The sequence below is a fragment of the Ruegeria sp. HKCCA5426 genome (assembly GCF_013034585.1).
Taxonomy (GTDB): domain Bacteria; phylum Pseudomonadota; class Alphaproteobacteria; order Rhodobacterales; family Rhodobacteraceae; genus Ruegeria.
The window spans coordinates 154,242-166,879 of record NZ_WQGH01000003.1; the positions used below are offsets into that span (position 1 = coordinate 154,242).

Annotated in this window: 14 protein-coding genes, 1 other RNA gene and 1 riboswitch; of the genes, 5 read left to right on the forward strand and 10 right to left on the reverse strand. The window is 59.6% G+C overall.

The genetic code is table 11. The features are described from left to right. Positions 1-4: 4 nt before the first annotated feature. Both xsc and GOV87_RS05895 read right to left on the reverse strand, forming a co-directional pair. A complete protein-coding gene (xsc, locus tag GOV87_RS05890) occupies positions 5-1,783 on the reverse strand; it encodes a sulfoacetaldehyde acetyltransferase (RefSeq protein WP_171211169.1) in 1,779 nt (592 codons plus the stop codon). 125 nt (positions 1,784-1,908) lie between these two features. Next, a complete protein-coding gene (locus tag GOV87_RS05895; protein ID WP_171211170.1) occupies positions 1,909-3,369 on the reverse strand; it encodes a PLP-dependent aminotransferase family protein in 1,461 nt (486 codons plus the stop codon). A gap of 124 nt (positions 3,370-3,493) precedes the next feature. On the opposite strand from GOV87_RS05895, the gene GOV87_RS05900 reads away from it, so the two are divergent. Together GOV87_RS05900 and GOV87_RS05905 are read left to right on the forward strand one after the other, a co-directional pair. After that, positions 3,494-3,802, forward strand: coding sequence for a helix-turn-helix transcriptional regulator (locus tag GOV87_RS05900; protein ID WP_171126321.1), 309 nt, complete (start codon positions 3,494-3,496; stop codon positions 3,800-3,802). Then, positions 3,795-4,826 (forward strand): permease, encoded by a 1,032-nt coding sequence (locus GOV87_RS05905; protein ID WP_171211171.1) that lies wholly within the window; start codon positions 3,795-3,797, stop codon positions 4,824-4,826. The genes GOV87_RS05900 and GOV87_RS05905 overlap by 8 nt, the downstream gene beginning before the upstream one ends. 82 nt (positions 4,827-4,908) lie before the next feature. On the opposite strand, the gene GOV87_RS05910 is transcribed toward GOV87_RS05905, so the two are convergent. Together GOV87_RS05910 and GOV87_RS05915 are read right to left on the reverse strand one after the other, a co-directional pair. Beyond that, entirely contained in the window at positions 4,909-5,298 is a 390-nt protein-coding gene (locus GOV87_RS05910; protein ID WP_171126319.1) for a hypothetical protein, read from the reverse strand. A 52-nt stretch (positions 5,299-5,350) separates the two neighbouring features. After that, the gene (locus tag GOV87_RS05915) at positions 5,351-6,112 is read right to left on the reverse strand and encodes a DUF1013 domain-containing protein (protein ID WP_171211172.1); all 762 of its coding nucleotides are present in this window, start codon (positions 6,110-6,112) and stop codon (positions 5,351-5,353) included. A 130-nt stretch (positions 6,113-6,242) separates the two neighbouring features. Here GOV87_RS05915 and GOV87_RS05920 point away from each other — a divergent pair, with 130 nt between their 5' ends. Further along, on the forward strand, positions 6,243-6,884 hold the full coding sequence (locus GOV87_RS05920) for a ribonuclease T2 (RefSeq protein ID WP_171126318.1): 642 nt from the start codon (positions 6,243-6,245) through the stop codon (positions 6,882-6,884). On the opposite strand, the gene GOV87_RS05925 is transcribed toward GOV87_RS05920, so the two are convergent. Continuing rightward, positions 6,881-7,369 (reverse strand): hypothetical protein, encoded by a 489-nt coding sequence (locus GOV87_RS05925; RefSeq protein ID WP_171124367.1) that lies wholly within the window; start codon positions 7,367-7,369, stop codon positions 6,881-6,883. The genes GOV87_RS05920 and GOV87_RS05925 overlap by 4 nt on opposite strands. A 148-nt stretch (positions 7,370-7,517) precedes the next feature. Here GOV87_RS05925 and GOV87_RS05930 point away from each other — a divergent pair, with 148 nt between their 5' ends. Beyond that, positions 7,518-7,991, forward strand: coding sequence for a hypothetical protein (locus GOV87_RS05930; protein ID WP_171211173.1), 474 nt, complete (start codon positions 7,518-7,520; stop codon positions 7,989-7,991). Positions 7,992-8,025: 34 nt separating this feature from the next. On the opposite strand, the gene recR is transcribed toward GOV87_RS05930, so the two are convergent. From recR to GOV87_RS05945, 3 genes are all read right to left on the reverse strand, one after another. Beyond that, entirely contained in the window at positions 8,026-8,619 is a 594-nt protein-coding gene (gene recR / locus GOV87_RS05935; protein ID WP_171211174.1) for a recombination mediator RecR, read from the reverse strand. Positions 8,620-8,683: 64 nt separating this feature from the next. Then, the gene (locus GOV87_RS05940) at positions 8,684-9,028 is read right to left on the reverse strand and encodes a YbaB/EbfC family nucleoid-associated protein (RefSeq protein ID WP_170386032.1); all 345 of its coding nucleotides are present in this window, start codon (positions 9,026-9,028) and stop codon (positions 8,684-8,686) included. 233 nt (positions 9,029-9,261) lie between these two features. Beyond that, positions 9,262-11,022, reverse strand: coding sequence for a DNA polymerase III subunit gamma/tau (locus GOV87_RS05945; RefSeq protein ID WP_171126315.1), 1,761 nt, complete (start codon positions 11,020-11,022; stop codon positions 9,262-9,264). A gap of 169 nt (positions 11,023-11,191) precedes the next feature. On the opposite strand from GOV87_RS05945, the gene GOV87_RS05950 reads away from it, so the two are divergent. Further along, a complete protein-coding gene (locus tag GOV87_RS05950; RefSeq protein ID WP_254447318.1) occupies positions 11,192-11,689 on the forward strand; it encodes a dual specificity protein phosphatase family protein in 498 nt (165 codons plus the stop codon). Between the two features lie 2 nt (positions 11,690-11,691). Here GOV87_RS05950 and GOV87_RS05955 read toward each other — a convergent pair whose 3' ends face one another. Further along, positions 11,692-12,006: a hypothetical protein gene (locus tag GOV87_RS05955; RefSeq protein ID WP_254447319.1), complete on the reverse strand. Its 315-nt coding sequence runs from the start codon at positions 12,004-12,006 to the stop codon at positions 11,692-11,694. A gap of 175 nt (positions 12,007-12,181) precedes the next feature. Next, a riboswitch (cobalamin riboswitch) is annotated at positions 12,182-12,405 on the reverse strand. 119 nt (positions 12,406-12,524) lie between these two features. Further along, an RNA gene (gene ffs, locus GOV87_RS05960) (signal recognition particle sRNA small type) lies at positions 12,525-12,623 on the reverse strand. Positions 12,624-12,638 lie beyond the last annotated feature (15 nt).

The window sequence follows — 12,638 nt, forward strand, 5'->3', positions numbered from 1 at the left end:
GGGGTTACGCCCCGGCCTGTGGGGCCATGTCATCGGCGCTGATGCCCGCAACCGCCACCGGCTTTTTCATCGCGTCGCGGCGGAAGGGTTCGCCCAGTTCCTGATTGATCATGGCTTCGATCAGGGTGGTGATGCCGTTCTTCTGGTCTTCGATGGCCTGATTCAGGGCGGCCGTCAGCTCGTCCATCGTGCGCGCCACGACGCCTTTCAGACCGCAAGCTTGTGCAATTCCGGCGTAAGACACTTTGGTGTCCAACTCGGTGCCAACGAAATTGTCGTCAAACCACAGGGTCGAGTTTCGCTTTTCGGCCCCCCACTGATAGTTGCGGAAGACGATCTGGGTGATCGCGGGCCATTCCTCGCGCCCGATAGCGGTCAGTTCGTTGACCGCGATACCAAAGGCTCCGTCGCCCGAGAACCCGACAACCGGCACGTCCGGGTTGCCGATCTTGGCGCCCACAACCGACGGCAGGCCATAGCCACACGGGCCGAACAGGCCGGGCGCCAGATACTTGCGACCATCCTCGAAAGATGGGTAGGCATTGCCGATGGCGCAGTTGTTGCCGATATCGGACGAGATGATCGCCTCTTTGGGTAGGGCGGACTGGATCGCGCGCCACGCCATGCGGGGGCTCATCCAGTCAGGCTTGGCGGCGCGGGCGCGCTGGTTCCATGTGGTGCCCGGATCGTCATCTTCGTGATCCATGCTGGAGAGTTGCTGCGCCCATGCGGATTTTTTCTGGGCGATGCGCGACTTGCGCTCAATCCGGCCTGCATCGCCTGCGGTATCGCTTAGCTGTGCTAGAATACCCTTGGCCACCTTGGCCGCGTCACCGATGATGCCCACCGAAACCGTCTTGGTCAGGCCGATCCGGTCGGGGTTGATGTCGACCTGAATGATCTTGGCGTCCGTCGGCCAGTATTCCATGCCATAGCCGGGCAGGGTCGAGAACGGGTTCAGGCGGGTGCCGAGGCACAAAACCACATCAGCCTCGCTGATCAGCTCCATCCCTGCTTTTGAACCGTTATAGCCCAGCGGACCGGCAAACAGCGGGTGCGAACCGGGGAAGGCATCGTTGTGTTGATAGCCGACACATACCGGCGCATCCAGACGCTCGGCCAGATCTTTAGACGCCTCGATCCCGCCTTCGGACAGAACCACGCCCGCGCCGTTCAGGATCACCGGGTTCTTGGCATTCGACAGCAGATCGGCCGCCTGCGCCACGGCGCTTTCGCCGCCCGAAGGGCGCTCGAACTCAACAACTGCGGGTAGGTCCACGTCGATGACCTGAGTCCACATGTCACGCGGGATGTTCAACTGCGCAGGTGCACTGGCGCGTTTGGCCTGCATGATCACGCGGTTCAGAACCTCGCACACGCGGGACGGGTCGCGGACCTCTTCCTGATAGGCGACCATGTCTTCGAACAGTTTCATCTGCTCGACTTCCTGAAAACCACCCTGACCGATGGTCTTGTTCGCGGCCTGCGGGGTGACCAGCAGCAGCGGGGTGTGGTTCCAATAGGCGGTTTTAACAGCGGTGACAAAGTTGGTGATGCCGGGGCCGTTCTGCGCGATCATCATCGACATCTTGCCGGTGGCGCGGGTATAGCCGTCGGCCATCATTCCGGCGCTGCCTTCATGCGCGCAGTCCCAGAACATGATCCCCGCCTTAGGGAACAGGTCCGAGATTGGCATCATGGCCGAGCCGATAATCCCGAACGCATGTTCGATTCCGTGCATTTGCAGAACCTTAACAAAGGCCTCTTCCGTGGTCATTTTCATCTGAATGATCTCCGCGCATATGTGGAATGGCTGGGTCTTTCGCCCCGCCTTTAGATATGGTTTTGACGGATGGGGAAGAGTGACGTTAGGGCCAGAATGCGCAGCGGAATAGGTCCAGTATTCCGCTAATAGTCGCGGATCGCCTCGGCGATGCGTTTTACGCCCGGTGCGATGCGATCCGGCGCGATTGAGGAATATCCCAGACGGTAGAAATTCTGGGGCCGGTCGGGTTCGGAAAAGAAGGGCGCGCCGGGTTCGATGTGGACGCTTTGGCCTTGCAGGGCCTTAGCCAGCCGGGTTGTGTCCACATGATCCGGTGCCGACATCCAGATTGATGAACCGCCCAGAACGCCGCGCCCGGCGACAGTCAGGCCATTCTGTTCGACGGCCTGATCTAGCGCCGTGCGCCGTTGGGCCAGCGCCTTGGACATCCGCCTGATCTGCGCGTCATAGTGGCCAAGCGACAGGAAATAAGCGGCCGTGCGCTGGATATGTCCTGGCGGGTGGCGCAAGACCAGTGATCGCAGGGCGCGGGCCTCGCGGATAAAAGGCTCGGACCCTACCATGTAGCCAAGGCGCAAGCCGGGAAAGAGCGATTTCGAGAAGCTGCCCACATAGATAACCCGCCCGTCCCGGTCCATCGACTTGAGCGCGGGCGAGGGCGCACCCAGAAAGGCCATCTCGAATTCATAGTCATCCTCGACCACCATCGCGTCCAATTCGCGGGCATGGGCCAGCAGAGCGGTACGCCTGTCCACAGGCATGGTCGCGGTGGTCGGGCTTTGGTGGCTGGGGGTGGTAAAAATCACATCGGTCTGGTCGGGCAATGCCTCGGGTGGCAAGCCGTCGCGGTCCACGGCGACCGGGGCCACTTTGCAATCGGAATGGTTCAGCAGGTCGCGAAGGGCATAGTAGCACGGGTCTTCGATCACCGCCGTCCGGTTGCGGTTCAACAGAATGCGCGAGGCCAGCCAAAGCGCGTTTTGCGCGCCCATTGTAATCAGAATCTCTTCGGGTCGGGCTGCGATGCCGCGGCGGGGCAGGGTGTGGCGGGCGATGAACTCGACCAGCAGGGGGTCGTCCTGATCCACGTAATCCCCGGTCAGGGAATCGAAATCCTTATGTCCCAGCGCCCTGACTGCGCAAAGCCGCCAGTTGGCGTGGTCAAACAGCGACCGGTCGGCCTGACCATAGATGAACGGATAGCGGTAATCGCGCCAATCTGCGGGTTTGGTCAGGGTATCCCCGTCCGAAAAACGCCGGGCCAGCGCCGTGTTCCAATCGACCGTTTCATTCCCACGGGGGGTGGGCGTGTATTTCGGCGGCACCGGCGCATTTTCCGACACATAATACCCCGACCGCCCTTTGGAGGTGAGGTAGTCATTGGCCAGCAACTCCGTATAGGCCAGCGTTACCGTGATCCGGCTGACCCCCAGATGTGCGGCCAGTTTGCGGGATGACGGCAGTTTCTCACTCACGTGGAAACGGCCCGACAGGATACCCTCGGCAATCATCTGCTGGATCTGTGCCTGCAGCGTGCCCTGACCGTTGAGTTCCAGAAAGAAAGTGTCGACCGAAATGCCCATAGGGCTTTATAGGGTGGACTTATGGGGTGAGCAATCTGGACTTACTGGTTTTTGACCATTTTCATTGACACCAGAAATCGACTCGCCTAAATAACTAGAAATATAGTTTAATGGAGCGCACGAAATGTGGGAAACCGCCGCTGCGGGATTTTCGGCCATGGGTTCCGAGGCCCGGTTGAAGGTTCTGAAAACTCTGGTCCGTGCAGGTGAAGCCGGGCTGACCGTTGGGGAAATACAGGAACGCACGGGTATCGCGCCTTCTACGCTGGCCCATCACCTGCGGTTTCTGGCAGCCGGAGGCGTGGTGCAGCAGGAAAAGATCGGGCGCACCACGATCAACCGCGCCAGCTATGACGAGTTGCGAAACCTGGCGCAGTTCATCCTGTCCGAGTGCTGCGCGGACGAAGTAGGAAAGGCCGCGAACGATGGCTGAACTGACACAGAACCCGAAGATTTCGGGAAAAGCCGCGCTGGACGTGATAAAAACGCCTTGGGCTGTGATCGTTGCGATCTTGATTGCCGTGGCGGTTCTAGACCCCGGAAACTGGGCAGAGGTTGTCACTTTCGCAGGCAAGGCCCTTGCCCACACCGGTCAATATATCCTGTTTGCTGTTCTGCTATTGTCTTACCTCAAGGCGACCGGGGCCGAGGTCATGGTTGCGCGCGCGTTTGAAGGGCGCGAGACACGGATGATTTTCCTCGCCGCTCTGTTTGGTGGGTTGGCACCATTTTGTTCCTGCGAGGTGATCCCGTTTATCGCCGGTCTGCTGGCGCTGGGTGCGCCCTTGTCGGCGGTGATGGCATTCTGGCTCAGTTCGCCTTTGATCGACCCGCCCACATTGCTGATCACCGCAGGTGCGTTGGGCTGGCCGTTCGCGATCGGTAAAGCCGTAGCCGCCGTTGCCTTGGGATTGTTCGGTGGTTTTGTCGTGCGCGGTCTGATGCGCAGCGGCGCATTCGCGCAGCCGTTACGGGAATACAAACCCGCTGGATGCTGCGGGTGCGGCCCAAAGCAAGACGACAAACCCGTCTGGCGGTTCTGGCAGCAGCCCGAGCGTCGTCAGCGCTTTCGCACCGAGTTTGTTCACAACGGTCTGTTCCTGCTGAAATGGCTGGCCCTTGCCTATGTCCTTGAGGCGCTGCTGGTCAGCTATGTGCCCGCCGATCTGATTGCCCGCGTGGTTGGTGGTGAGGGTGTCGTGCCCATCGTTATCGCAGCCCTGGTTGGAATGCCGGCCTACCTGAACTCATACGTCGCACCGCCGCTGCTGGCCGGTCTGACTGAACAAGGGATGAGCGTCGGTGCAGCTATGTCCTTCATGGTTGCAGGTGCGGTCAGTTCGATCCCGGCCATGGCAGCCGTCTGGTCGCTGGTCAAGCCGAAGGTGTTTGCGACCTATCTGGGGCTGGGCATAACCGGCGCCATTATCGCAGGGATCATCTTTCAGATGGTTTAGTGCGATTTGGGTGCCAAGCTGAACCCCAGACGCGTAAAAGGAAAAACCGCCCGGTGTTTTCTCACCGGACGGTTTTGCGTGATCAGCTTGCGTCGCAGTAGCGTGGCAGCTTGAAGCGGTATCGCGGTTCACCACTTTCGACATATACGCGTTTTTCTATGCAGGCGCTGTCGCCAACGGTCTGGGAAATCGGTGCTTCTGTCGACGAGATCGACGTTGCAGACCCGTCCGGCAACCGTACCGAGGCAATGACCCCATTCTTGAGATCTCCGTTGATCGGCGTGGCAGACAGGACCGGAACCGTCATGAATGCTTCGTGTTCGTGGCGCCCGTCATCGTTGAGAAGCAAGAGGGCCGCTGCAACGGCAACGACTCCGACACCTCCGAGCACAGCCAGGCCCTTGGTCTTCATAAAAGCATAGATCGACACGGCACGGTGTGGACCAAATACGGCAGACAATACATTCAGCATGGGGGCACCGTCAAAAAAGCCCCGGCCTGTTCAGGCTGGGGCTGACTGTAGATTAGGGGCGCAGATCGTCTTCGTCTTCATCCTCGGCCCCGCCCTTGGGCAGGTTGAAGAAGCTATCCGCGTCGATGACCGGCTCATCGTCTTTTTCTTCGACCGGCTCGTCAGACAGCGAGAATGTCTCGAGGCCCTCGATGGCGGTCGGGATTTTTGGCGCGGCGTCCATTTCCAGCGACTGCTCGGTCGAAACCAGCTTGCGGCGTTCGTCATCGCTCATGACGCCACCTTCGGCGGCTTTCTTGGCGGCCGCCTTCTGCACGATCGCATCCAGTTCGGACTGTTTGCACAGGCCCAGGGCAACCGGGTCGATGGGTTGCATGTTGGCGATGTTCCAGTGGGTGCGCTCGCGGATCGACTGGATGGTGGGCTTAGTGGTGCCGACCAGCTTGGCGATCTGGCCGTCGCTCAGTTCAGGGTGGAACTTGACCAGCCACAGGATCGAGTTCGGACGGTCCTGACGCTTGGACAGCGGGGTGTAACGCGGGCCACGGCGCTTTTCCTCGCCTGCCGCAGCAGCGTTGAACTTAAGCTTGAGCTTGTGCAGCGGGTTGTTCTGCGCGACGTCGATCTCGTCCTGGGTTAGTTGGTTATTGGCGATGGGGTCAAAGCCTTTGACGCCAGCGGCCACGTCGCCGTCGGCGATGCCCTGCACCTCAAGCTCGTGCATACCTACGAAATCCGCGATCTGCTTGAAGCTGATCGTGGTGTTGTCCACCAGCCATACGGCTGTTGCCTTGGCCATAAGCGGTTTTGCCATCAGCCCGTCTCCTTTAAATACATCTGTCCCGTCGCCGGAATTCGGCGGCCCCGTGGTCTTGGGGCAGGTTTCCGTTGTCGGGGAACTTGGCCCGTATATAGTCGCGCAAGGTCAAGAAGGGAAGAGGCGAATGCGCCAAGGGATTCTGGGGCTGTTATTATGCGTTCTGAGTGCGGCGACGGCGCTGGCCGAGGGCGAAAAGGCTGGGGAGTTCGACTATTATGTTCTGTCCCTAAGCTGGTCGCCCAACTGGTGCGCGCGCGAAGGGGATGCGCGTAGCTCGGATCAATGCGATGCGCGTCACGATCATGGTTGGATCCTGCACGGGTTGTGGCCTCAGTTTCATCAGGGCTGGCCGTCCTATTGCCGAACCGCCGTGGCGCCACCCACCCGTCGTATGACGCGGGAAATGGCGGATATTCAGGGCACGTCCGGTTTGGCGTGGCACCAGTGGAAGAAACACGGAACCTGCTCGGGCCTGTCCGCGCCGGACTATTTCGCGCTGTCGCGCCAAGCATATCAGCAAGTCGCGCGGCCCGAGGTCTTTCGCAAGCTGGAAGAGGCCGTCAAACTGCCGGCTTCGGTGGTTGAGGAGGCGTTTCTGAAAGCTAATCCGGGACTAAAACCGGATATGATCACCATCACCTGCAAACAAGGCTACATTGAAGAAGCCCGTTTGTGCCTGTCGCGCGATCTTAAACCCGTTCCTTGCGGCCGGGACGTGATCCGCGATTGTGCAGCCAAGGATGCTCTGTTCGATCCGATTCGCTAGAGTTTCTTGTTCTGACAGTCGCGCGCGTATTCCAGCGCCTTGGCCGTGCCCTTCAGGTCTATGGCCATGACAGTTTCCCCTGCCGGATTGTAAACGGTCATCGTGCGGTTCTGAGCGATCGCATTCACAAAGTTCCGGTCGGTGAAAAACACGGTCGCACCCGGCACGCGGTCCAATTTGAACCCCGTGGCCGTGGCATCAAAACTTTTGCCATCCAGTTCGAACCGGATGGGATAGCTTTGGCCCTGTTCGATGTCGCCCCACGCTTTGTTGAAAACCGTAAAATACCCGCGATTGTTCAGCGCGTCGTAACCGATCCTAACCACCGAGAGGTCCTCATACACCGTCTGGATCAAGCACCCGTTGCCAAGCGCAGGGTCCATCATGATGTTCCAACCCTCGGCAAAGCCTTTGTCGACGAGTTCCTGCGACCAGGCGACGGTTGCTGTGAAGGCGGCGAGGGTGAGGGCGAGAAGGCGGGTCACTAAACAACTCTATAGCTAATTTGGTACTGTTGACGTTAGTGACTTTTTGTTGAACTACAAAGGCATAATTTCTCTGTATGGAATTGGGTAATTTGGTTCATTGAAACTGCTGCTAACTATTTTTTGCAGTGTTTTTGCATACACCGCAATGGCGCTTATCCTGTTCGGAAATATTCTTCAGCCAATTGCATTTGTTACGTTTTGGAGCGGTCGATTGGGCGCCCCTTTTTGGCCGGTTTTCGTGTTTTTTGGCGGATTTTTTGGTTTGTTGTTCAGTGCGTTCTTAAGCAGGCTAAAATTCAAATCTCATATAACCCTGCCAGTATTCATTGTCTTGGCCATGAGCCTATCAAGCGTCTTTGTCGGATCTTATGCAAGCGTCCTGCGCGCTAGATCGATCAACGTTTTTGATGCGGATGCGGAGTTCAGAAACTCATTCTTTCAGACGCTTCGAAATGCGCCAAGAGAGTTTCAGTTCTATTTGCATGCGGCTGCGCTTAAGGACTGCGTTCCTTATGCTTGGAGCTACCGAACCATGTCGTTTTACCAACTGCCAAACAACATCGCAGTCAATGTTTTGCCGCACGAATGGGTGGTACAATGTGGAATCACAAGAGACTAGCCGGAGCATTTGTCACCCGGAACTTTTGATAAGATCAAAGTTCTTTCCGCGCCCTCAGCGCCGCTGTAATCGTCCCGTCATCCAGATAATCCAGCTCTCCGCCAATCGGCACGCCCTGCGCCAGAGAGGTCAGGCGGACCTGCCCCTCTAGCTGATCGGCGATGTAATGCGCTGTGGTCTGGCCATCGACTGTGGCGTTCAGGGCGAGGATGACCTCGGAAACTCCTTCGGCGACCACCCGGTCCTTGAGGCGCGGAATGCGCAGCTCGTCCGGGCCGACGCCGTCCAGTGCCGACAATGTGCCGCCCAGCACGTGATAGCGGCCTTTGAACACGCCCGCGCGCTCCATCGCCCAAAGGTCGGCAACGTCTTCGACCACGCAAAGCTCACCAGTCGCGCGGGCCTCGCTGTCGCAGATATCGCAGATATCGGTGGTGCCGACGTTGCCACAGTTCAGGCATTCGCGGGCGGTGATAGCGACCTGTTGCATGGCGTCTGACAGGGGCGTCAGCAGCAGGGCACGCTTGCGGATCAGGTGCAGCACTGCGCGGCGGGCCGAGCGCGGACCCAGACCCGGCAGCTTGGCCAACAGGTCGATCAGGTTGTCGATGTCGCTGTTCGAACTCACTGCGCGCGCTCCTGCAAATGGGCCGGGCATGCGCGCCCGGCCTGTGTTTCGTCAGGAGTGTCTATCAGAACGGCAGCTTGATGTCTGCGGGCAGGCCCATGCTTTCGGTGAGCTTTGCCATTTCTTCCTGCGACCGCTCTGCGGCTTTGGTCTGTGCGTCCTTGATGGCAGCAAGGATCAGGTCCTCGACCACTTCCTTGTCGTCGCCATTGAAGATCGACGGGTCGATGTCCAGACCTTTCAGCTCGCCTTTTGCAGTTGCGGTGGCCTTGACCAGCCCGGCACCAGATTCGCCGACAACCATGATGGTGTTCAGTTCTTCCTGCATGTCGGTCATCTTGGTCTGCAAATCCTGTGCGGATTTCATCATCTTGGCCATGTCGCCCAGACCGCCGAGTCCTTTGAGCATCGTGTTTCTCCTGTAAGTCCGTTTGAAGCCTAAATACGGGCGGCACCCGCGGGGCACAAGGGCCGTAGGTCTCCCGCCTGACGTCAAGGTCTTTGGCAAGACCTTTTCTCCCGTTGGGCCCGGCAGCGCGGGCCTTGCCCGCGCTGCCGGGCCCAAGTCCGCTCAGGGCCGTCGGCGTCAGCCGATGGTCCGTGGCGGGTGCGGGAGTATTTCGGGTGTTTTTCGCGAAGGGTTCAGTCCTCTTCGAACGGGTCCCATTCGTCTTCGACTTCGGGCAAGGCTTCGGTTTCGACCTTTGCGGCGCGTTCCTCGGGCGTTTCGATCCTTTTGATCCGAGCCTTGGGGAATTGTTTCAGCACCGCCTGAACCAGCGGATGCTGCTCGGCCTCAGCGCGCAGGGCGAGGTCTGCCGCGTCCCTGACTTCGGCAATTGTCGCCATGTCGCCGTCCGATACGACCGATACCGCCCAACGATTTCCGGTCCAGCGTTGCAACGCTGACCCCAGTCGTTGCGCCAAATCCGTCGGAGCGTTGTCGGCCGGAGTAAATTCGATCCGCCCCGGCTGGTACGAAACCAGACGCACGCCGTTTTCAACCTCGACCAGCAGTTTCACATCCCGGTTTGTGCGGATCAGTTCAACCACATGTTCGAATGTCGGATACCGGGCCAGAGCGGTCTGTGTGTCCCGCGCCAAAGCCGCGCTGGGTGCGCCCGCGCCACCACCCGCTGGCGCCGCGTAGGATTGTGCCGCTGGCGCATGTGCCTGAACGGTGCCCTGTGTCGGCGCTGACATTCCACCGCCGGGCCCGCCGTTCGGGGCAGGGGGCGGGGCGTCCTGAAGACGTCTGATCAGCTCTTCCGGGGTGGGCAGGTCGGCGACATGGGTCAGCCGGATGATAGCCATTTCTGCGGACATCATGGCATTGGGCGCTGCCGAAACTTCTTCGAGTGCTTTCAGCAACATCTGCCACATCCGGGTCAGAATGCGCATGGGAAGGGCCTCGGCCATCTGGACGCCCCGGGCGCGTTCGTCAGGCGAGACTGTCGGATCTTCGGCTGCGTCCGGCGTAATCTTGACCACCGAGACCCAATGCGTGATCTCGGCCAGATCGCGCAGTACGGCCAGCGGGTCGGCACCTTCGGCATATTGACCGCCAAGCTCCGTCAACGCTCCGGCGGTATCGCCGCGCAGGATCATGTCCATCAGGTCCAGCACCCGCCCGCGATCAGCCAACCCCAGCATGGCCCGCACCTGATCCGCGCTGGTTTCCCCGGCACCATGCGAAATGGCTTGATCCAGCAGCGAGGTCGCATCCCGGGCCGAACCTTCCGCCGCACGAGTGATCAGCGCCAAGGCGTCCTCGGCAATCTGAGCGTTCTCGGCAGTTGCGATTTTTTTCAGCAGGCCGATCATGTCTTCGGGTTCGATCCGGCGCAGGTCGAAGCGTTGACACCGCGACAGGACCGTCACCGGAACCTTGCGGATTTCGGTTGTGGCAAAGATGAACTTCACATGCTCTGGCGGTTCTTCAAGGGTTTTGAGCAAAGCGTTGAACGCGCTGTTCGACAGCATGTGAACTTCGTCGATGATGTATATCTTGTAGCGCGCACTGGCGGCACGATAGCGGACGCTTTCGATGATCTCGCGAATGTCGTTCACACCGGTGCGGCTTGCGGCGTCCATCTCCATTACGTCGACATGGCGGCCCTCCATGATGGCCACGCAGTGTTCGCACTGGCCGCAGGGTTCGATTGTCGCTTTGCCTTCACCGTCTGGTCCGATGCAGTTCATGCCCTTGGCAATGATCCGCGCGGTGGTGGTTTTGCCGGTACCGCGAATGCCGGTCATGACAAAGGCCTGCGCTATCCGGTCGGCCTCGAACGCGTTTTTCAGGGTGCGTACCATGGCGTCCTGGCCCACGAGGTCGGCAAAAGTTTCAGGACGGTATTTGCGGGCGAGCACCTGATAGGCGGGGCTTGGTGTTTCGGTCATGTCTGCTCTGTCGGATTCGTATCAGCTTTGCAGCGTAGTGACCCCTGCCGCTCACGTCCACCGCAGGGAGCGATGAAATTCGATTTGGATTACTGCGGCGCATTGGATACAGGTTCGGGTGGGCGTGTATCGGCTTGCCCAGCCATTTCCTTCGGGCAGAGTGCGCACCTTGGACAGGTTTGAAATTTACTCAATGCCGGTTCGGTCCGGTCTGTTGGGCTTGGCGCAAATGCCAGGTCGGCTCGGCGACTTTGCCGGGGATCTTGAGCGGATCATGCAATGGCGCCCAGTCATGGTGATTTCGATGACAACCTCCGGTGAGTTGGAAGCCGCAGGAGCGCACAACCTCTGGCGCGACCTGCAGAGCCGCGCAATCACTTGGGTTCATCTTCCGGTGCAGGATTTTGGCGCACCGTCATCGAACGTAAGGTGTGATTGGCCAAACGCCAGCACCGATGCACACCGCGTCCTGTCTGCGGGTGGACGGGTCTTGGTTCATTGCCGGGGCGGATGCGGGCGGTCCGGCATGATTGTGTTGCGCTTGCTGGTCGAAGGCGGTGAAGCCCCGGATAAGGCGCTGCGCCGGTTGCGCGCTGTCCGGCCGTGCGCCGTCGAAACCGACGCGCAGATGGCTTGGGCCACGGCACCGGCATCAACCGGGCTTTGACGTCACGCCATGGCTGGTTGTGGGTCACCAGCCGCGGGACGCAGTCCCAAGGTTGTAACCTCGAGCATTGCGCAGGGCATATCGGACAGCGTTCCGGTTGGCATGGCCGACAGGCTGGTCCCGAACATCATGTCGGCGTAATCGTCCAACTTTGTTGTCGGGGTTTCCAGGGCCGTTCCACAATATACCCTGATCAGATCTGAATGGGCGCGAAACCGTGCTGTGCACCCTTCTGCGCAATGCGAAAGCTCTCCGCTGCCTTCGACCTCGAACTCTTTGGTTGTGACAGGCTGCGCTGTTGCTATCGCGTCCGCCATGGCACGTGCCATCCTTGCCAAGGCCGGACACGGTTTGCCGGTTTTCTGACAAATTGTTGCAGAAAACTCGTGCGTTTTTGTCTTCCAGATCATTGTACGCCCTCCGCGCGATGGACGGGGGGCGTGGGTCAGGTCGCTTTGTGCGGCTTTGACCTGCCCGGACACCCCGCCCGAGTTTCGGTTTCAGTCAGATGGCAGGTCTCCTGACTTGCGGGTCATCGCTTTGCCGACCTTCCCAGCCGTTGGGCCAGTGGTGTCTCGGCATTGCTCACCGCTTACAGTTGCGGGGGCAGTCGCGGCATTGGTCCGTTTCGGCATCGCCGGGGTAGGACCGCACCGTGTTCCCTTTTCATCCCTTCCCGGTAAGCCGGGTCGAGAACCATCAAGTCATCGCTATCCGGTGAAATCGGTCCGAGTCAAGCGGGCTTTGTCACCGCTTTAGACGCAGGGTTGTCTTCCCGATAGGGCGGCGGGCTTGTTCATGCCGGATCGCGGAATAGCCTTAAGCATGTGGGGGGAAGTGAGAGGTTGGACATCGACCCAAGCGGGGCTCGTTGTGGCTGCTTCCTTCCGGACCTGACCAGGTTGGCGAGGCGCTCGCCCGCGCCAACCTCTCAGGGGTGGATATATGC

Bases quoted from the DNA above. Each gene is read 5' to 3' on its own strand.
- xsc (WP_171211169.1), bottom strand. From the start codon at position 1,783: ATGAAAATGACCACGGAAGAGGCCTTTGTTAAGGTTCTGCAAATGCAC.
- GOV87_RS05910 (WP_171126319.1), bottom strand. From the start codon at position 5,298: ATGCTGAATGTATTGTCTGCCGTATTTGGTCCACACCGTGCCGTGTCG.
- GOV87_RS05905 (WP_171211171.1), top strand. From the start codon at position 3,795: ATGGCTGAACTGACACAGAACCCGAAGATTTCGGGAAAAGCCGCGCTG.
- GOV87_RS05930 (WP_171211173.1), top strand. From the start codon at position 7,518: ATGGCGCTTATCCTGTTCGGAAATATTCTTCAGCCAATTGCATTTGTT.
- GOV87_RS05940 (WP_170386032.1), bottom strand. From the start codon at position 9,028: ATGCTCAAAGGACTCGGCGGTCTGGGCGACATGGCCAAGATGATGAAA.
- GOV87_RS05920 (WP_171126318.1), top strand. From the start codon at position 6,243: ATGCGCCAAGGGATTCTGGGGCTGTTATTATGCGTTCTGAGTGCGGCG.
- GOV87_RS05915 (WP_171211172.1), bottom strand. From the start codon at position 6,112: ATGGCAAAACCGCTTATGGCCAAGGCAACAGCCGTATGGCTGGTGGAC.
- GOV87_RS05945 (WP_171126315.1), bottom strand. From the start codon at position 11,022: ATGACCGAAACACCAAGCCCCGCCTATCAGGTGCTCGCCCGCAAATAC.
- GOV87_RS05895 (WP_171211170.1), bottom strand. From the start codon at position 3,369: ATGGGCATTTCGGTCGACACTTTCTTTCTGGAACTCAACGGTCAGGGC.
- GOV87_RS05955 (WP_254447319.1), bottom strand. From the start codon at position 12,006: ATGGCGGACGCGATAGCAACAGCGCAGCCTGTCACAACCAAAGAGTTC.
- GOV87_RS05900 (WP_171126321.1), top strand. From the start codon at position 3,494: ATGTGGGAAACCGCCGCTGCGGGATTTTCGGCCATGGGTTCCGAGGCC.